The sequence below is a fragment of the Asticcacaulis endophyticus genome (assembly GCF_014652575.1).
Lineage (GTDB): Bacteria > Pseudomonadota > Alphaproteobacteria > Caulobacterales > Caulobacteraceae > Asticcacaulis > Asticcacaulis endophyticus.
Genome location: NZ_BMZB01000001.1, coordinates 1,094,469 through 1,112,774 on the forward strand (window position 1 = coordinate 1,094,469; position 18,306 = coordinate 1,112,774).

The window sequence follows — 18,306 nt, forward strand, 5'->3', positions numbered from 1 at the left end:
ATGGCTGCGCTCAAAGGGATATCCGTCGATCAGGCTGCCGACTTTCTGCGCATGGTGGCCCCGAAACCGCGCACCCAAAAGGTCAAGCTGGAAAACGCGGGCGGGCGTGTGCTGGCCGAAGATGTGCTGCCGACCCGCGATCAGCCGCCGTTCAATGCCTCGGCTATGGATGGCTATGCGGTGGTTGATCTGATCAGCGATGAAGCCTTGCAAAATGAACCGCTGACGGTTGTCGGCGAAAGTCTGGCCGGCCGGCGCTTCAAAGGCGATCTGATTGTCGGTGAGGCGGTGCGTATTTTTACCGGCGCGCCAGTACCGGATGCGGCAAACGCGGTTATCATTCAGGAAAATGTCGACCGGCAATTGGATCTCATTTTCGTGCAACCCGATGGCTGGGCCTCGAAAAGCGATAATATCCGTCCGCGTGGCGGTGATTTCAAAGCGGGGGATGTGTTGCTTGAGGCTGGTCAGATTCTTGATCCGTGGGCGCTGTCGCTGATCGCGGCAGCAGGTTACGATAAAGTTATTGTGCGCAAAAAGCCGGTCGTAGCGATCCTGTCCAATGGTGATGAACTGGTGCGGGTGGGGGACAAACCGAAATCCGATCAGATTTTTGAATCCGGCTCCCACGCTCTGATCGCCCTGATTGAACAGTGGGGGGGCAAGGCGAGATTTTTAGGTGCAGCGGGCGACAGCCTCAAGGCGATCCATAAGGCGCTAAAAAACGTGAAAGCCGATTTGATTGTCACCATCGGTGGGGCCAGTGTCGGGGACTATGATCTGGTCAAACCGGCGCTGGAACAACTGGGGCTTCAGGTCGATTTCGCTAGCATCAATATCCGGCCCGGTAAGCCGACTTGGTTGGGCAATCTCGAAGACGGCACCCGCGTGCTAGGTCTGCCCGGTAATCCGGCCTCGGCCATGGTCTGTGCGCAGTTATTTCTGCGGCCCTATATCGAAGCGGCTTTGGGCCGGTATGAGCCCCGGCCTATGCTTGCGGCCAAACTGAGCGCCGCACTACCCGCCAATGGCCCGCGTGAAGGCTGGCTGCGGGCGGTGATCACCCATGATGACAAGGGTCAGCTTAAGGTCACCGCCCTGCGCGATCAGGACTCATCGTTGGTGACGGTATTTGCCAAATCCAATGCCCTGCTGCGCCGCCCTTCCGAGGCTTCGGCCGCAAAGACCGGCGATCTGGTACAGGTTTTGGCGCTAGATCGGCTGGTGTAAGCCCAGATCGGCCAGACTATTTATATTAGTATAGGCACGCTCATCGTTGGGGGTGAGGGTGCTGATTTTTTGCGTACTCAAAAACCGCAAAACGCCCAGGCCACCATCCGCCTGACGCAAGGCCTGATCAAGGGTCGCAAACACTGACGGTTGCCACAGGGCGCATAAGGGATGATCGCGCTGACCCTTGATGTAAATAATATCCGCGCCCGACACCATCTGGGCCGTGACCAGTGATTTGACCATTGTGACCGGAATATGCGGCATGTCGCACGGCAGGCTGATCAGGGACTTGGCCTTAAGCCGGATCGCCGCTTTCAGACCGGTGTGGATGCCGCTTAAGGGCCCCAGATTGGCGATGGCCGGATCATCATAGATCAGCGGCGTTTTCAGGGTCCGCAACTGCGTCGCCACCGCCGATATCGGCTCACCGGCATTGACCAGAAGCTGCGACACCTGCGGGGTCAGGGCGGCTATGGCATGGCTGATCAGGGGCGCGTGATCATAGATGGCAAACGGCTTATTGCCGCCCATCCGCTGGCCCTGCCCCCCCGCCAGGATCACCCCCACAATCATGCTGTCTGTACCTGTGACCATGCCGTAATTGTAGCCGCCGCGTTCAGCCGTGCAAAGCGGAAAGCCTCGCCGACGCCAATCAGCACGGGCCCGTTAAAGGCGGCTTGCATCACCTCTGCGGCCAGTTCGTTCAAACGTCCCTTGATGGCGCGGGCGTGGGTGCGACCGGCATTTTCAACAATGATGATCGGTGTATCGCCGCTGCGGCCCGCCGATAAAAGCCGCGCTTCGATATGGGCGGCATTGTGCGATGACATATAAAACACCAGCGATGTTTGCGGATCGCAGACGGCGGATTCTTTCAGGTCGATCGAGCCATCCTTGGTGCGGCCCGTCAGAAAGGTGACCGAACGGGCCTCACCGCGGTGGGTGAGCGGGAAGGAAAACTGGGCTGCCGCCGCCGAGGCTGCGGTCACGCCGGGCAGGGTTTTGTGCGCAATATTATGGGCTTCAAGGTAGTCGCGCTCTTCTTCGACACGGCCAAATACCGACGGGTCGCCGCCTTTTAGGCGAACGACGTGCAGGCCTTTGTTCGCCAGCCGCACCATCAGGGCATTAGTCTTATCTTGGGGTACGGACAAACGATCGCCGCGTTTGCCGACGCAAATCTTGACGCATTTAGCTGGGGCTAGGGCGATGATATCTTCGCTGACCAGCGCATCATAAAGCACGGCCTGCGCCGATTGCAGGGCTTTGAGCGCCCCCAGCGTCAGGTGATCGGCATCGCCGGGGCCTGCGCCAACTAAGGATACAAAACCATCACGCATGAACCGGCTCCTTTGTGATTACCCGTTTCAGCAGGCACTGTTTCAGTTCACCCTTGCACGACCCGCATGACGTGCCGGCAGTGGTGATGTCACCGATGTCTTCGACAGTTTTGGCTCCGTCATCTATGGCGGCATTAATGGCGATTTCGCCCACCGACCGGCAGGCGCAGATGATCCGGCCCTTGTCCTGCATCCCCGGCAGCCGCCCGATCAGCAGGGCCGCCCGGTGCGCGGCCTCAAGCTCGGCATCGCCAAAGCGCTCCAGAAGCCAGTCACGCGGTGGCAATTTCTTATGGATCGGGGCGACGAAAACCACCCGCGTCAGACGCCCGTCCTCAACCCGCACCCGCCGCGTCAGGCCGGTGGTGACGTCATCCAGAGTTTGACACGCCTCAATCCCCGACATATCGACCGGCGCAATTCCGGCGAACTCGAAACAGTCGGCATGGGCGTGGGTGGCGCGCCGCCAGATGGTGTCGTCACTCCAAGTCGGCAATTCCCCATCAAAGTCGCGCGGAGTCATGACAAAGCCGTGCCAGGCTTCGTTATAGGCGCGGACATTGGCGGGCGTGTGCTTGAATTCCGGCTGGCCCGATATCGGGTCAACGGCGGGGTTGATGAGTTGGTTTGAGCGGCCAAAGGGTGCGAACTGCTTGGTCCAGTGCATCGGAATATGAAGGCTGCCCTCACGCACATCATCGGTCACGCGGGCCTTGAGGATGGCTTCCCCATAGGCCGTGGTCACGACCGCCAGCCGTCCGTCCTTGATATGCAGACGACGGGCATCCTCGGGGTGGATATCCAGCAAAGGCTCGGTCAGATGGCGGTTCAGTTCCGGTGCCAGGGCCGTGCGCGTCAGGGTATGCCAATGGTCGCGCACGCGGGCTGAATTGAGGTGAAACGGAAAATCATCCGTGGTCTGATTGGCGGGGCTGCGCACAATCGGCGGCACCAATCGCGCGCGACCATTTGGGGTGTTGAACTGACCATCTGCGAACAGACGATCCCCCGGCAGGCCACCCTTTTTAAACGGCCAGCGCACCGGCTGAAGGGCGTCATATTCAGCCTTCGACATGCCGGTGAGGCCGCCCAGATCAAGGAAGCGTTTGCCATCATTTTCAAACGCTGTCAGGCCCGCGTGTTCGGCAAAAACCTCATCCGGCCCTGCCCAATTGAACGCCGATACCCAGTCAGGATTCATGCGGCGGGCGACCTCAGACACAATCGCCCAGTCAGGTCGCACAGAACCCGGCAGGGGCACCAGATTGCGTTGACGCGAAATGACGCGCTCTGAATTAGTGACCGTGCCATCTTTTTCGCCCCAGGCCGCGGCAGGTAACTGGATATGGGCCATGTTCATGGTGTCGGTACGCGCGAAGACGTCCGACACGACCACCAGTTCGCAGTTGGTTAGGGCCTCATGAATCTTATTAGTGTCGGGCATCGACACCATCGGGTTGGTGGCCATGATCCAGATGGCCTTGATCTTACCTAAGCGCACGGCCTCAAACATATCGACGGCCTTGAGGCCGGCCTTGGGCGCGATGGTGGGCGATCCCCAATAACGCTGGACGAGGGATTTCGACGCCTCATCAAAATCCATATGCGCCGCCAGCATATTGGCCAGCCCCCCGACCTCGCGCCCGCCCATGGCGTTGGGCTGGCCGGTAATCGAAAACGGTGCGGCCCCCGGCTTGCCGATCTTGCCCGACAACAGGTGGGCATTGATCAGCGCCAGCCCCTTATGTACGCCCTGCGACGACTGGTTTGAGCCCATCGAAAACAGACTGACGACCTTGGGCGTGTGCAGGAAAGCGTCGTAAAATGTTTTGAGATCAGTCACCGAAATTCCGCAGTCTTCGGCGATAGCATCAAGGCTCTGGTCGTCGGCGCTTAAGGCCGCCATCAGGCGTGAATAGCCCTCAGTATGCTGATCAATAAAATCATGATCGAGCGCGTCGCGGGCGATCAGATGCGCACACAATCCGTTCCACAGCCGCACATCGGTTTGCGGCTTGATCATCAGATGCAGATCGGCGGCCTTAGCGGTATCGGTGCGCTTGGGGTCGATGCAGACGCGAAACTGGTTGTCTCTGGTTTCAATCCGGCGGTACAGTACCGGATGGGTCCAGGCGGCGTTGTGACCTGAGAACACCAGCATGTCGGCTTCCGTCAGGTCGTCATAGGTACCGGGCACAAGATCGGCCCCGAACGCCTGCTTGTGGGCCGCGACGGCGGACGACATGCACAGGCGTGAATTGGTGTCGACATTGGCCGTGCCGATATAGCCCTTGGCCAGTTTGTTGACGGCGTAATAGTCCTCCGTTAGCAACTGTCCCGACACATAAAACGCCACCGCATCAGGGCCGTGATCTGCGATGACTTGCGCAAATTTTGCGGCGGCGGTCTCCAGCGTCTCATCCCATGTCGCCGTTTCAAACTGGCCGTTGCGGCGGATTCGCGGCTCCAGCAACCGTCCTTCGAGGCTAAACGTATTGCCAAGGGCCGTGCCTTTGGAGCACAGCCGACCCTGATTGGCGGGATGGGTCTCATCGCCGGTCACAGTCATCTGACGGTTATTGACGACAGCCTTAACCCCGCAGCCAACGCCGCAGTAGGGGCAGGTTGTCGATTGGGGGGAAGGGGGCACGATAACCTATCTCATCCCTAAAAAGATGCGCTCATTCTCGATTTTAAGCGGCACGGTAGGGGTGCAGCCCTTGCCCGCATCGGCCCCCACCGCTTCGCCGGTTTGCAGGCTGAACGACCAGTTATGCAGCGGGCAGGCGATGTGGCGACCGTGGACAATGCCTTCGGACAAAGGCCCACCCTTATGCGGGCATTTGTCCATCACGGCGTAGTATTCGTTATCGACCGTGCGAAAGACGGCGATGGCCCCAAGGTCAGTATCAACGCGGCGGGCTCCCTGATAGGGGATATCAATCGCCGCGCCGACATCTATCCAGTTCAAAGTGACATTGGCGTTCATCACGCTTGCTCCTTGAGAGTTTCCTGAGACACACCGTCGCGCAGATCGGCCAGTGGTGAAAAGACCTTGGCGGGTTCCGATTTCGGCGCATGTTCCGCCCACGGATCAACCTGAAATACGGCCTGCGATTCCAGGAACCGCGCCTTGAGGTCAGCCTGCGTTTCTTCGTCGAACAGTTGGGTCTTAACGAACTCCAACCCGACGCGCTCGATCCACGGGGCGGTGCGTTCCAGATACCAGGCGTCTTCGCGGTAAAGCTGAACAAAGGCCATGGAATAGTCACGCGCTTCCTGTTCGGTTGCGACCTTGCACAGCAGATCTGTGCCGCGCAGATGGATGCCAGCATTGCCGCCGACATGCAGCTCGTAACCTGAATCTACGCAGATAATACCAAAGTCCTTGATGGTGGCTTCGGCGCAGTTGCGCGGACAACCTGACACCGCCATCTTGAACTTATGCGGCATCCATGAGCCCCAGGTGTCCTGCTCCAGCTTGATGCCCAGCCCGGTCGAATCCTGTGTCCCGAACCGGCACCATTCGGAGCCAACGCAGGTCTTAACCGTGCGCAGGGCCTTGGCATAGGCGTGGCCGGAGACCATGCCTGCGGCATTCAAATCTGCCCAGACGGCGGGCAGATCGGCTTTTTTGATGCCGAACAGATCCAGCCGCTGACCGCCGGTGACCTTGACCATCGGCACATCGAACTTGTCGCAGACATCAGCAATGGCGCGTAGTTCCTTGGCCGAAGTCACCCCGCCCCACATGCGCGGCACGACTGAATAGGTGCCGTCTTTCTGGATATTGGCGTGGTTGCGTTCATTGACAAACCGTGAGCGTGGATCGTCCTGATATTCGCGCGGCCAGGCGCACAGCAGGTAATAGTTCAGCGCCGGACGACAGGAGGAACAGCCATCAGGTGTCGTCCACTTCATCGCCTGCATAACGTCAGGGATGGTCTTAATCTGCTGCTCAACAATGGCTTTTCGCACGACCGCGTGGCCGTGATCGGTGCATTTGCACATCGGCTTGGGGCCGGTCTGGGCCTTGAACGCATCGCCCAAAGTGACCTTTAGCAGTTGCTCGACAATGCCGGTACACGACCCACACGACGCCGAAGCCTTGGTGCAGCCGCGCACCTTATCGAGATTGTCCGCGCCACCGCAGATCGCCTCAACCACAGCCCCCTTGGTAACGCCGTTACAGCCGCACACTTCCGTGTCGTCGGGCCATGCTGCAACGGCGGCATTAGGGTCCATGCCGGCCAGGGCCTCCGTCACCGCCTGCCCAAAGATCAGGGTGTCGCGGATATCGGCAATGGATTCGCCCTTTTTGATCAGGTCGAAATACCAGGCCCCGTCAGCGGCTTCGCCGAACAAAACCGTACCGACCAGCTTGTTGTCCTTGACCACCACGCGCTTATAGACACCGCGACCGGGATCGCGGAAAACGATGTCTTCGCAGCCTTCGCCGCCACCAAACTGACCGGCGGAATAAAGATCAACGCCGGAGACTTTCAGACGGGTCGCCAGTTCTGAGCCGTAATAGGCGGCGTCCGGGTTTTTACCCGTCAGCACATCGGCCAAAGTACGGCACATATCCCAGATGGGGGCAACAAGGCCGTAACAGGCCCCGCGATGCTGCACGCACTCACCGACCGCGAAGATGCTGGGGTCTGAGGTGCGCATCTGGTCATCGACCACAATACCGCGCTCGACCGTAAGGCCCGCCGATTTGGCCGGTTCCACATGGGGACGGATGCCGACGGCCATGACCAGCAATGACGCCGGAATGACGCGACCGTCTTTGAGTTTCAGCCCCTCGACATGGGTTTCTCCGACAATGGCTTCGGACTGGGCGCTGAGAACCGAGATCACACCGCGCTCCAGCAGCGCTTTTTCCAGCAAACGCCCGGCGGCCTCATCAAGCTGCCGCTCCATCAGCACATCGACTAGGTGGATGACAGTCGATTTCATACCGCGCTTGGCCAACCCGTAAGCGGCCTCCAGACCCAGCAGGCCGCCGCCGATCACGACCGCTTCGCCACCGGCATTGGCGGCCTTAGTCATCAGGTCGACATCGTGCAGATCGCGGAAGGCGACCACCCCCTGAAGGTCTGACCCCGGCAGGGGCAGGCGGATCGGATCAGAGCCTGTCGCCAAAATCAGATGATCATAGCCGATGGCCTGACCGTCATGGAGGACGACCTGCTTGGCCACGCGATCAATGGACTGCACCCAGTAGCCGAAATGGGTTTTGACGCCATTGGCATCGTACCAGGCGTCAGAGTGGGTGACGATATCGTCAAAGCTTTTCTCACCGGCCAGAACCGGCGACAACTGGATGCGGTCATAGGTGGCGCAGGCTTCGGCGCCAATGATCGAAATGTCAAAGCTGGACGAATCTCGCTTTAAGATTTCCTCGACGATGCGGCCACCGGCCATGCCGGCCCCGATCACCACAATGCGTTGTTTATTGTCCATAACGGCGGCCCTCAAGGGGTGAAAGGTTGCGTTTTGGCCAAAAAAAATCCCGCAACCCTTGGGGCGCGGAGCCTTTACGGGTTGCGGGACATCTTTGTCCTATGGAGCCATCACCTGTCATCATTGACCGGAAACGGCGAATTTCGTTAGACCCTCATTGGTCTGTGGTTTTATTACGCCTGTCTTTTGCAAAAATGTCAAACTGAAATTGTGCGGCGCGTTGTTTTCAGTTTAGATAGCCAAAACAGAGCGGGGGATATGTCGCTATGGCCGTTGCCACCACACGTCTTAAGGCCGCCATAGGCTATAGCAGCCATATCGGCCGACGTAACGATAATCAGGATTTCGCCGCCGCGTGCCTGGCCGATGCGCGCTCGCACCACGGGCTGGTGGCGGCGGTGGCGGACGGGGTCGGCTCACGCAAGGGCGGGCGTGTGGCCGCCGAACTGGCTGTACGCTCGTTCATCGATGATTACTTAAGCCAGTCCGAAGCCCTGTCACCGCAAAAGACCGCCGGACGCGCGTTGGAAAGCATCAACCACTGGATTCACCTGCAAGGGATCAAGGACGAAAACCTCAAGGGCATGGCCTGTGTGTTTACCGGCATAGTCATCAAGGGGCGCAGGCTGCACAGCTTTCACATTGGTGACACCCGCCTTTACCGCCTGCGCGAAGGGGCGATAGGGCTGCTGACGCGCGACCACAAGCCGGACGGAGCCGAGGCCTCGAACTTTATCACCCGCGCTATCGGGTTTGATGAGGCGGTGCGCATTGATTATCGCGTTCACGATGTCATGCCCCATGATCGGCTGCTGCTCTGTTCCGACGGGGTGCATGGTAAGCTCAACGACACCCAGATCGGCAATATTCTGGCGCAGCGCCTGTCCCCTGATGAGACGGCCAAAAAGCTGATTGATCTGGCGATGGAACTAGGCGGGGATGACAATACGACCGCGCTGATTATCGATATTTTCGAACTGCCGCCCGCCACCGTCAAGGATCTGGATGCCTTCATATCGCGCCTGCCCATGCGCGATCCGCCGGAGGTGGGCGAAGAAATTGACGGCTTTAAGCTGGAGGCCATGCTGTCGGACGGCATCTATAGCCGCGTCTTCCGCGCCCGTGACCTGAATGAGCCGCGCACGGTCATCCTTAAGTTCCCTAAACCTCATAATCTTCAGGCCGATACCTCGGCGCGTCAGGCCTTTGTGCGTGAGACCTGGGTGGCCAGTCGCGTGCAGCATATCTGGATCGGTTCGGTATTGTTGTTGCCGCCCAAGCGTCAGACCTGCCTCTATGTGGCCCAGCCCTATTATGAGGGCGAGACCTTGGAAAAACGTCTGTCGCGTAAGCCGGTGGTATCGCTGACCGAGGGGCTCGATATCGCCATCAAGCTGGCCAAGGCGCTGGGGTCGCTGCACCGCGCGGGCGTCATCCATCGTGATGTCAAACCGGATAATATCATTTTGCTGCGCGATGGCGGGCTGAAACTGCTTGATCTCGGTTTTGCGCGTCTGCCGCTGCTGGATCAGCCGATAGGCATTATTCCGCCGGGGACGGCCAACTATATGTCGCCGGAAATGTTCGACGGCGAATGGGGCAATGAGCAATCCGATATTTTTGCGCTCGGCGTGACCATCTACCGCATGTTCTCCGGCGGGGCGTTTCCGTATGGCGAATCGGAGCCGTTCACCAAGCCGAATCTGACCCGGCCGGATTCGCTGCTGAAAAAGCGTAAAGACCTGCCGGCGTGGCTGGAAAGCCTGATTGTGCAGGCCTTAGCCCCCGATGCCACTGAGCGTTTTCAGGATGGGTTCGAGATGGCGTTCAAGCTGGAAAGTGGGGCCTATGCGGCGGCCCCGACCTCGATCAAAAAGCGCTATTTCGAGCGTTTCCCACAGCGCTTCTGGCAGTTGACGACGCTGATCCTGTTTATCGTTCTGTTGCTGGTGCTGGGTAGCGGACTGCAAATCACGCCGGAACTGATGCGGGGTTTGCTGGATCGGTTGGGGTAATTACAAAAACATACTCCCCCAACTTGTTGGGGGAGGTGGCATTGAGCGTAGCGAAATGACGGAGGGGGGCAACGTAAGAAGATTTTCACTCAGATCTGTCAGGTTGACAACAGCAAAGAGCCCCCACCACCACATCTCATCGCTTCGCGATTTCGTGCGGTCCCCCTCCCCGGCGCATTTTAGTGCGCTACCGCTACGCTGCTTGAGCGCATTGGGGAGGTATAAATATTATACCGGAACCGGCTCGAACTTGACCACGCGGTCGTGTTCCTCAAGGAAGCTGACGATCTCCTGACGGCAACCCATGAAGCTACGATCATTGTAAAGCTCGCGGCGAACGCGCGGACGCGGTGAAGTCACATCAACAATCTTACCAATGGTCGCCTTGGGGCCGTTCGACATCATCACCACCCGATCCGCCAGCAGCACGGCTTCATCAACATCGTGGGTAATCATCAAAACCGTCGCCTTGATACGGTCGTGCAGTTCCATGACCGTGTCCTGAAGATGGCCGCGGGTCAGGGCATCAAGTGCGCCGAACGGCTCATCCAGCAGCAGCACCTTGGGCTCCATGCTGAGCGCGCGGGCAATGCCGACGCGCTGTTTCATGCCGCCGGAAATCTCGCCAGGGCGCTTATCCCTGGCGTGGGTCATCTTGACCAGATCGAGATTGTTCATGACGCGCTCATGAACCTTTTTCATGCTCTCAGAGTGGCCATAAAGTTTGTTGACCGCCAGCTTGACGTTCTCATAGACCGTCATCCACGGCAGCAGGGAGTGGTTCTGAAATACCACAGCCCGCTCCGGGCCGGGGCCGTTGATCTCCTTGTTTTCCAGCAGGGCGGCACCCATAGTGACAGGCACCAGCCCCGCCACCACGTTCAAAAGCGTCGATTTCCCGCAGCCGGAGTGGCCGATGATCGAGATAAACTCGCCCGTGTGAACGCTTAAGGACACATTGTCGAGCACATGGGAAATCACCCCGTCGCGCTCAAAATCGACATAGATGTTTTCAAGGGAAAGAATGGGTTTTTGCATGACTTGCCTCAAATATGAAAGATGCCGAAGTCAGGCGTAGAGCCGCCTCAAGCCTGACTTCGGCCGTATGGGCCACGGAAAAGTACACTGAGCGTCAGCGAGGGACTTTTCCGTGAGTTTAGATTAATCCGCCGTAGTCCCACGCGACACATATTGACCCAGCATGGCCACCAGACGGTCCAGAATAAACCCGACCATGCCGACCCACATCAGGGCGACGATGATGTCGGACATGCGCGACGAATTATACTGATCCCAGATGAAGAAGCCGATCCCGACCCCACCCAGCAGCATTTCTGAGGCGACAATGGCCAGCCAGCTCATACCTACCCCGATGCGCAGACCCGTGAATATATGCGGAGTGGCGGCGGGCAGCATGATCTGGAAAAAGAACTCAACCGGATGCAGGCGCAATACCTTGGCGACATTTAGGTAGTCCTGCGGGATATTGCGCACACCGACCGCCGTATTGATGACAATCGGCCAGATCGAGGTGATGAAAATGACAAACAAGGCCGAAGGTTCCGCTTCACGAAGGGCCGCCAGCGAAATCGGCAGCCAGGCCAGCGGCGGCACGGTGCGAAAGACCTGAAAGATCGGATCAAGGCCCTTACGCGCCAGATCGACCGTGCCGATGAATGCGCCCAACAGCACGCCCGCAATCGCCGCCAGACCAAAGCCGATCCCTACCCGGCTGAGCGAGGTCATGACATGCCAGAACAGGCCTTTGTCGACCCCGCCGCGATCATAGAACGGGTTGAAAATCAGTTCCTGAGATTCCATCAGCACCATAGATGGCGCCGGCAGACCGCCCGGAAAGGCGTTGGCGATCACTTCCCAGATCAGCAGGAAGGCGGCAATGGTCAGGGCTGGCATCAGCCAGGTCGAGACCTTATCCGCAAACTTACGCAGCTTGGCGGCATTGATCTGCTTTTGCTGGGCGAGCGCGATCGGGTCACGTGGGGTGGCACGCGCGGGTACAGGCGAGGCCTCTTTGGTGTGAGTCTCTGGCACAGATGCCTCCCCGGTTACCAGTTTAGGTGTATCGAAAGCCATGTCAGGTCTCCGCGTTAAGCCAGTTTCTTGATCGGCTGGCTGTTAAGGTAGGCGGCAGGGTTAGCCGGATCGAAGACCTTGCCATCGAAGAATTTCTCGACACCGCGTGAGTCTGAGGCCGGGGTCTTGATGCCGTATTGCTTGGCCACTTCGCGCCACAGGTCAGCGCGGTTGACCTTGTTCACCAGCGCCTGCGTATTCACCGCATCATCGATAATGCCCCAGCGCTTGTTCTCAGTGACAAACCAGGCGTCGTGCGACTTAAACGGGAAGGCGGCGAAATCGGCCCAGAACTTCATCAGGTGCGGTGAACCCGTGACATTGCGGCCATCGCCATAATTGATCTTGCCCTGAAGGCGCGGGACAATATCGTTTATCGGCACATTGATGTACTGACGGCCCGCGGCGATAGCGCACATGGCCTGACGGTTGGCGTCGCACCACTGGGCCGCTTCCATGCAGGCCGCGATCAAAGCCTTGGCAGCATTTGGGTATTTATCAACCCAATCAGCGCGCATCCCCAAGGCTTTTTCAGGATGGTTCATCCAGATTTCAGACGTTGTGGTGGCGGTATAGCCGATCTTTTGATTGACCAGTTGACCGTTCCACGGCTCACCCACGCAGAAGGCATCTTGCGTGCCAGCCTTCATATTGGCGACCATCTGGGGCGGCGGAATGACGATGGTTGAGCAATCCGTATCAGGGTTCACGCCCGCCGCCGCCAGCCAGTAGCGCAGCCACAGGTCATGGGTGCCGCCGCGATAGGTCATGGCGACCTTGGCCATATTGCCCGCGGCTTTCATCTGGGCGAACTTGGCCTTAAGGCCAGACGCGTTCAGGCCGACGGAGACGCTTTTCAGGTCGTTGCCGACGCTGATGCCCTGACCATTGGTGTTTAGGCGGGCCAGAATATACATCGGGGTCGGGCGGGCACCCACACCCAGCGTAAACTGATACGGCATAGGCGACAGGATGTGGGCACCGTCGATGCCGCCGCCCTTAGAGCCCAGCACGATATTGTCGCGGGTAGCACCCCATGAGGCCTGTTTCAGCACCTCAACATCGGGCATGCCGTACTTGGCGAACAGGCCGCGTTCCTTGGCGATAATGAGCGGGGAGGCATCGGTCAGGGCAATAAAGCCCAGACGGGCCGAGGCCACTTCCGGCCCCTTTCCGGCCGCCCAGGCCCCGGACGGCAGGGCCAGCTTGGCGGCGGCCAGCGTCAGGGCCGCGCCGGTCAGGAGCGTGCGGCGTGAGGGCTGGATGTCAGCCGCGACAGCTTTGGATTTGATATCAGTCATGGTGGTAAAGTCCTTCAAAGTCTTCGCGGTTAAAGCTTGTATTCGAGACCGACCCACAGCTTGGTGCGGGAGGCGGGGGCGGCGGTGTTGGCGCGCTCAAAATCAGCATATTTCAGCATCAGGCTGAGGTTTTTGGTCAGGCCTGCGGTCGCCAGCGCATCCCATTCCGTGCCCAATGCCTGACCCGTGCGTTCGGTTTCAAGGTCGCGGTAAATGACCGTAAAGGTCGGATTCATCAGCCACGGCACCTTGGTGTGAGTGGCGGCGATCAGGCTGAAATTCATGTCCTTGATGCCATTGACGTGGGTCTTGTTGCCGCCATTGGCCGAGAACACATCCGACCAGCCCTGAAACGCATGGACCATCCCCAGCGGTGTTATGAAGCCCTGCGTGCCGTTGCCTTCCAGCACTTCGTAGTTCAGTTTGGCGGTGAAAATGTCGTAGGTCGCGCTGACATCAGCCGAATATTGCGCCAGTTTGAAGTCGGCCGGATTGTTGGCGTAGTCCTTTTGTTCGGCATATTGCGCCGCATAGGCCAGCTTGAACATCGAGGCCCACAGGCTGCCGGTCGCGCGCACCCCGTAGGTATTGGTCGAAGAGGCGGCGGCATTATCGAACTCAAGCGCGTAGTCAAAGGCTTGTAGTTTCAGGGCTTCTGACACCGAATAGGTGGCGTTGAGGACGTGGGAGTTGGAATCCCAGTCGCGCGCTTCGGCTAAGATCCGGTTGACCTGGTTGATATAGGCGTAGGTCAGCTTTAGCTTGCCAAAGGCGGTATCAATACGGGCGGCGTCAAAGGTCTGCTCATCCTGTCGCCAGCCGACGGTGCCGATAAAGCGCTGATCATCAAGGGCAATGCGCTGACGCCCAACGGTGATGGTCGTGTAGGCCGTCGGCGTCCAGGTCAGTTGCAGGCGGTTGACCTCGGTCACTTCCGGATCGGCAACGACCGGATAGGCGATCTTGCCGTTCAGGTTTGAGTTGTAGTCGTCCTGAAGCGCGCGGACATCTTCGATTTCAGCCAGTAACTTGAACCCCTTAAACTCACCCGACTGAAAGCCGGCGCGGTTGCGCCATGTCACGGCATTGCCTTCACGCAAGCCGGGTTGATCGACGTTTTCATACCTCAGACGCGATTCGAGTATAGGCTTTGAAGCCTGTAGTGCCTCAGTAATCGTATCCTCGGCGAAAGATGAGGTTGAGATGCCAGCACATGTTAATGCAGTGGTCGCGCAGAAAAAAAGGCGCAAGTTCCCGATAGGCTTAAGTTTTGCCACTTTTAATATCCCCAATGTGTGAGCAAAAAAAAACGCCTCAAGAATTTTTCACACCGAAACCCGATGCGATCAAAACTTGAGACGTCACTGTCTTTATGATGGAGGTTTAAACGCCGTCCTTGGCGAATAAGAATACTTTAGCCATCCTTGGCTGTACTGTAAGCCTCATCCTGATTTTTCATTTCGTCAATGGAAATTCGTGCATTTGCGAAATATTTTTCATATCAGGCGGTGCGGTGCAGCAAAAATGTCACGAAAGGGTCATCAAAACCGTCATTCTTAAGGCTTTGCGACCCTTGCGGACAAAGCGCCAAAGTGGTTTCGTTTGAAATTAAAGCCCTGATCGGTCAGGCACTGCGGAAAATGCCGCCGTCAAACAACTCATTGGCCGGCATTAAAATGGGGTTGGGTGAGGCGTCCAGCGTCCACGGCACCGGCTCGCCGCCCTCGGTTTTTTCATCGGTTGTGGGAATATCGAGCCCCAGAGACGCCGCCGCCTGCCGCCACAGGTCGGGGCGGTAGATCTGGCGGGCAATGGTGTCAAAGTCGTGTTCCGGTGTCGTAAGCCCCCAGCGCACAAACTGGCCCATGAACCATTTGGCATGGCTGATCCACGGGAAGGTTGTGGTTTGCGGATCAAGCAGCAGGCCCGCCCCTTCGCTCGACAGGGCCAGCTCAATGGCCTCTAATGGCGCCCCGACATAGCCCGGTTGCGCCAGAATTTTGGCCAGATCGGCGGTGTCGGCCGCCTTAGCCCATTGGGCGGCTTTGAGCAGGGCGCGCACCAGAGAAATCACGCCGTCAGGGTTCTCATTGGCCCACGGTTCGCGCACGCCCAACACCTTTTCGGGCTTGAGCGTCCAGAAATCGGGGTCAGAAAACAGCACCTGTCCGTCGCCGTTAAGTTGCGCCATCTGCGGCCAGGGCGAGCCGGAGCAAAAGCCGTCGATCACCCCATCCCTTAAGGCATCGGCCATGCGCGACGGCGGCAGAACCACCCACTGCACCTGACGGTCAGGATCGATCCCCCCCGCCGCGACCCAATGGCGCAGCACGAAATGGTGGGGCGAATAGGCAAAGGGCATGGCCAGCACGACTTTGGGAGCATTTGCCGCCCGCCTGCGCGAAATCTCGTCACGCAAGGCGCGGGCGGTATCCAGCAGCTTGGTCTTATCGTCATGAATAAGCGCCGTCATCAGATGCGGCGACACGACCACGCTGTTGCCATTGGCCCCCAACGCCATCGGGGCAATGATCTTACCCAAGGTCGGCCCCAACCCTAAGCCCCGCGACAGCGGCATGGGCGCCAGTACATGAGCCGCATCCAGCAAACCATACGACATCTTATCGCGAATGTTTGACCAGTTGGCCTCACGGCTTAAGGTCACATCCAGTCCTTCGGCGCTGTAATAACCCAGCGCCTCGCCCAGCAGCACAAGGGCTGAGTCGTTGAGCGGGCTGAAACCGATTTTCAGGCTTAGAACCATTATCCTTCTCCCGGTTTCAAAAGGCCGGATATAGCCAGAATATCGGCGGCGACGGCAGCCATCGGCCGACCGGTATCCATGGCGTGCTTGCGCAAAATCTTATAGGCGTCGTCTTCGCTGATCCCGCGTGAGGTCATCAGAACACCCTTGGCACGGTCGATACTCTTGCGCGCCGCAAGGTCTGCCTTGGCCTTGGTCAGATCAGCCCGCAGGGTCTGCATCAGGTTAAAACGATGGGTGGCGACCGTCAGGATCGAGGCGACCCGATTGGGCGAATAACCATCGACGATATAGGCGGCGACGCCTGCTTCCAGCGCCTCAGCCGTCGTATTTGCGTCTGAGCGATCCACAAACATGGCCACCGGCCGCGGGGCCTGCTCATGGGCGATCTGGAGCGCATCGAGCGTGTCGCGGTCGGGACTCTCACAGGCGATGATCACCATCTCCGGGTTGATGTCCTTGAGGCGCGCCAGTTCAAACCGCGGCCAGTGATGGATGGTCGCGTCCTGATGGGCGCTATCCGCGCGTATGCCCTCGGCCACAAGGGCCGCGCGGGCATCATCGGGATCGATAATCAGGACGTTCATGCGGGAAACTTTTAGCCGGGCGGTGAATCGCCCTTTACGGCTATGCTAAAAATGCTGCGTCGCGCAAGAGGGCACGTTGCATCAAATGACGCTTAAGTGACAAAAAAATCAGGCCATCTTGACGCGAGGGGGCCATATCGCTTATGTGTGGGATAACAGCGATTGGGGAACTGGCCAACGAAGGTCAGTGTTCCGGGACGAACCGGACAGTCGTAACTCAACCTTACATTCCCCCACACACGTGTTTACGCACGTCTTGTCATCGCAGGTTCGTCATGATCTCCAAAGAGTTCCTTAAGGCCGGGCACGCCCCGACTCTGTTTTCTGCCTTTCTCTATTTCGACATGAGCTTCATGGTCTGGGTGCTTTTGGGCGCGCTCGGTGTGCAGATTGCCGCCGATCTGGGCCTGACACCCGCCGAAAAAGGCTTCATGGTCGCCGTGCCTATCCTGACCGGCGCTTTGTTGCGTATGGTTAGCGGGGTTATGGTTGACCGCATCGGGCCGAAAATGACCGGCGCCATCAGCCAGATGATTGTCATTGCCGGTCTGTTGCTGGCGTGGCTTTTGAACGTCAACAGCTACGAAGGCATTCTGGCGCTGGGTGTTGTGCTGGGCGTGGCCGGATCGTCGTTTGCGGTGGCCCTGCCGCTGGCCTCGCGCTGGTATCCGCCGCAGTATCAGGGCATAGCGCTGGGCATCGCCGGGGCCGGCAATTCCGGCACCGTATTTGCGTCTTTGTTTGCGCCGTCATTGGCTAAGGCGTTCGGCTGGTCGACCGTGTTTGGTCTGGCGGCCATCCCGCTGATTATCGCCTTTGTCATCTATATGCTCTTTGCCAAGGACGCACCGGATCAGCCCGCGCCGAAAAAGCTTGAGCAATATCTGAGCATCCTGAAAGAGCCCGATGCGTGGTGGTTCATGCTGTTTTACGGCGTCAGCTTCGGCGGGTTTGTGGGCCTGAGTTCTTCGCTCAACATCTATTTCAACGTCGAATATGGTCTGGGGCCGGTCATTGCGGGCTTCTTTACGGCGGCGTGCGTGTTTGCAGGCTCTCTGGTGCGCCCGATTGGCGGCGGTCTGGCCGACAAAATCGGTGGCATCCGTACCCTGTCGATCATGTATGTGGTGGCGGCGGTGGCCCTCGTGATCATGAGCGTCAAGCTGCCCAGCGCCTATGCCACGCTGGGTGTGCTGATCGTCGGCATGAGCGCGCTTGGCATGGCCAATGGCGCGGTCTTCCAACTGGTCCCGCAGCGTTTCCGTAATGAAATTGGTGTCATGACCGGGCTGGTCGGTATGTTCGGCGGCATCGGCGGCTTTTATCTGGCGGCCAGCCTTGGGGTCTCAAAGCAGGCTCTGGGCAGCTATCAGCCCGGCTTGATCGGCTTTGCAGTGCTGGCGGTGGTTGCGTTTGTTGGTCTGACCCTGATCAAGCGCCGTTGGCGCACGACCTGGGGTGCGGCCATTGCTGACGCGCGGATTTAGACTTTCGTCTAAGCCA

Annotated in this window: 14 protein-coding genes; 3 read left to right on the top strand and 11 right to left on the bottom strand. The window is 58.7% G+C overall.

What is annotated here, in order from left to right:
* Positions 1 to 1,230, top strand: coding sequence for a molybdopterin molybdotransferase MoeA (locus tag IE102_RS04985; RefSeq protein WP_189485271.1), 1,230 nt, complete (start codon positions 1 to 3; stop codon positions 1,228 to 1,230).
* Here IE102_RS04985 and IE102_RS04990 read toward each other — a convergent pair.
* Genes IE102_RS04990 through nirB form a run of 5 tightly spaced genes read right to left on the bottom strand, consistent with a single transcriptional unit; the run spans position 1,213 to position 8,042 of the window.
* Positions 1,213 to 1,827: a molybdenum cofactor guanylyltransferase gene (locus IE102_RS04990; protein WP_189485273.1), complete on the bottom strand. Its 615-nt coding sequence runs from the start codon at positions 1,825 to 1,827 to the stop codon at positions 1,213 to 1,215. The two genes, IE102_RS04985 and IE102_RS04990, sit on opposite strands and share 18 nt — an antisense overlap.
* Positions 1,803 to 2,573, bottom strand: a complete 771-nt coding sequence (cobA, locus tag IE102_RS04995) for a uroporphyrinogen-III C-methyltransferase (RefSeq protein ID WP_189485275.1) — start codon at positions 2,571 to 2,573, stop codon at positions 1,803 to 1,805. The genes IE102_RS04990 and cobA overlap by 25 nt, the downstream gene beginning before the upstream one ends.
* Positions 2,566 to 5,223, bottom strand: a complete 2,658-nt coding sequence (locus tag IE102_RS05000; RefSeq protein ID WP_229807566.1) for a nitrate reductase — start codon at positions 5,221 to 5,223, stop codon at positions 2,566 to 2,568. Before IE102_RS05000 ends, cobA begins: the two co-directional genes overlap by 8 nt.
* 6 nt (positions 5,224 to 5,229) lie before the next feature.
* Positions 5,230 to 5,562, bottom strand: a complete 333-nt coding sequence (gene nirD, locus IE102_RS05005) for a nitrite reductase small subunit NirD (RefSeq protein WP_189485276.1) — start codon at positions 5,560 to 5,562, stop codon at positions 5,230 to 5,232.
* Entirely contained in the window at positions 5,562 to 8,042 is a 2,481-nt protein-coding gene (gene nirB, locus IE102_RS05010; RefSeq protein ID WP_189485278.1) for a nitrite reductase large subunit NirB, read from the bottom strand. Before nirB ends, nirD begins: the two co-directional genes overlap by 1 nt.
* A 266-nt stretch (positions 8,043 to 8,308) precedes the next feature.
* On the opposite strand from nirB, the gene IE102_RS05015 reads away from it, so the two are divergent.
* Complete coding sequence (locus tag IE102_RS05015; RefSeq protein WP_189485279.1) at positions 8,309 to 10,057, top strand: bifunctional protein-serine/threonine kinase/phosphatase; 1,749 nt, start codon at positions 8,309 to 8,311, stop codon at positions 10,055 to 10,057.
* A 228-nt stretch (positions 10,058 to 10,285) separates the two neighbouring features.
* Here the strand turns inward: IE102_RS05015 and IE102_RS05020 are convergent, their stop codons facing one another.
* From IE102_RS05020 to IE102_RS05045, 6 genes are all read right to left on the bottom strand, one after another.
* Entirely contained in the window at positions 10,286 to 11,095 is an 810-nt protein-coding gene (locus IE102_RS05020; protein ID WP_189485281.1) for an ABC transporter ATP-binding protein, read from the bottom strand.
* 123 nt (positions 11,096 to 11,218) lie between these two features.
* Entirely contained in the window at positions 11,219 to 12,151 is a 933-nt protein-coding gene (ntrB, locus tag IE102_RS05025) for a nitrate ABC transporter permease (protein ID WP_189485283.1), read from the bottom strand.
* Positions 12,152 to 12,165: 14 nt separating this feature from the next.
* The gene (locus tag IE102_RS05030; protein ID WP_189485285.1) at positions 12,166 to 13,452 is read right to left on the bottom strand and encodes a CmpA/NrtA family ABC transporter substrate-binding protein; all 1,287 of its coding nucleotides are present in this window, start codon (positions 13,450 to 13,452) and stop codon (positions 12,166 to 12,168) included.
* A gap of 29 nt (positions 13,453 to 13,481) precedes the next feature.
* The gene (locus IE102_RS05035) at positions 13,482 to 14,729 is read right to left on the bottom strand and encodes an alginate export family protein (RefSeq protein ID WP_373295581.1); all 1,248 of its coding nucleotides are present in this window, start codon (positions 14,727 to 14,729) and stop codon (positions 13,482 to 13,484) included.
* Between the two features lie 347 nt (positions 14,730 to 15,076).
* Positions 15,077 to 16,216 (bottom strand): ABC transporter substrate-binding protein, encoded by a 1,140-nt coding sequence (locus tag IE102_RS05040; RefSeq protein ID WP_189485287.1) that lies wholly within the window; start codon positions 16,214 to 16,216, stop codon positions 15,077 to 15,079.
* Positions 16,216 to 16,803 (bottom strand): ANTAR domain-containing response regulator, encoded by a 588-nt coding sequence (locus IE102_RS05045; RefSeq protein WP_189485289.1) that lies wholly within the window; start codon positions 16,801 to 16,803, stop codon positions 16,216 to 16,218. Before IE102_RS05045 ends, IE102_RS05040 begins: the two co-directional genes overlap by 1 nt.
* 275 nt (positions 16,804 to 17,078) lie before the next feature.
* Between IE102_RS05045 and IE102_RS05050 the strand changes: the two genes are divergently transcribed.
* Entirely contained in the window at positions 17,079 to 18,290 is a 1,212-nt protein-coding gene (locus tag IE102_RS05050; RefSeq protein WP_189485290.1) for a nitrate/nitrite transporter, read from the top strand.
* Positions 18,291 to 18,306 lie beyond the last annotated feature (16 nt).

What these genes read in the sequence shown, in the direction of transcription:
- IE102_RS04985 (WP_189485271.1), top strand. Translation starts at nt 1, where the DNA reads ATGGCTGCGCTCAAAGGGATATCCGTCGATCAGGCTGCCGACTTTCTG.
- IE102_RS04990 (WP_189485273.1), bottom strand. Translation starts at nt 1,827, where the DNA reads ATGGTCACAGGTACAGACAGCATGATTGTGGGGGTGATCCTGGCGGGG.
- cobA (WP_189485275.1), bottom strand. Translation starts at nt 2,573, where the DNA reads ATGCGTGATGGTTTTGTATCCTTAGTTGGCGCAGGCCCCGGCGATGCC.
- nirD (WP_189485276.1), bottom strand. Translation starts at nt 5,562, where the DNA reads ATGAACGCCAATGTCACTTTGAACTGGATAGATGTCGGCGCGGCGATT.
- nirB (WP_189485278.1), bottom strand. Translation starts at nt 8,042, where the DNA reads ATGGACAATAAACAACGCATTGTGGTGATCGGGGCCGGCATGGCCGGT.
- IE102_RS05015 (WP_189485279.1), top strand. Translation starts at nt 8,309, where the DNA reads ATGGCCGTTGCCACCACACGTCTTAAGGCCGCCATAGGCTATAGCAGC.
- IE102_RS05020 (WP_189485281.1), bottom strand. Translation starts at nt 11,095, where the DNA reads ATGCAAAAACCCATTCTTTCCCTTGAAAACATCTATGTCGATTTTGAG.
- ntrB (WP_189485283.1), bottom strand. Translation starts at nt 12,151, where the DNA reads ATGGCTTTCGATACACCTAAACTGGTAACCGGGGAGGCATCTGTGCCA.
- IE102_RS05030 (WP_189485285.1), bottom strand. Translation starts at nt 13,452, where the DNA reads ATGACTGATATCAAATCCAAAGCTGTCGCGGCTGACATCCAGCCCTCA.
- IE102_RS05040 (WP_189485287.1), bottom strand. Translation starts at nt 16,216, where the DNA reads ATGGTTCTAAGCCTGAAAATCGGTTTCAGCCCGCTCAACGACTCAGCC.
- IE102_RS05045 (WP_189485289.1), bottom strand. Translation starts at nt 16,803, where the DNA reads ATGAACGTCCTGATTATCGATCCCGATGATGCCCGCGCGGCCCTTGTG.
- IE102_RS05050 (WP_189485290.1), top strand. Translation starts at nt 17,079, where the DNA reads ATGATCTCCAAAGAGTTCCTTAAGGCCGGGCACGCCCCGACTCTGTTT.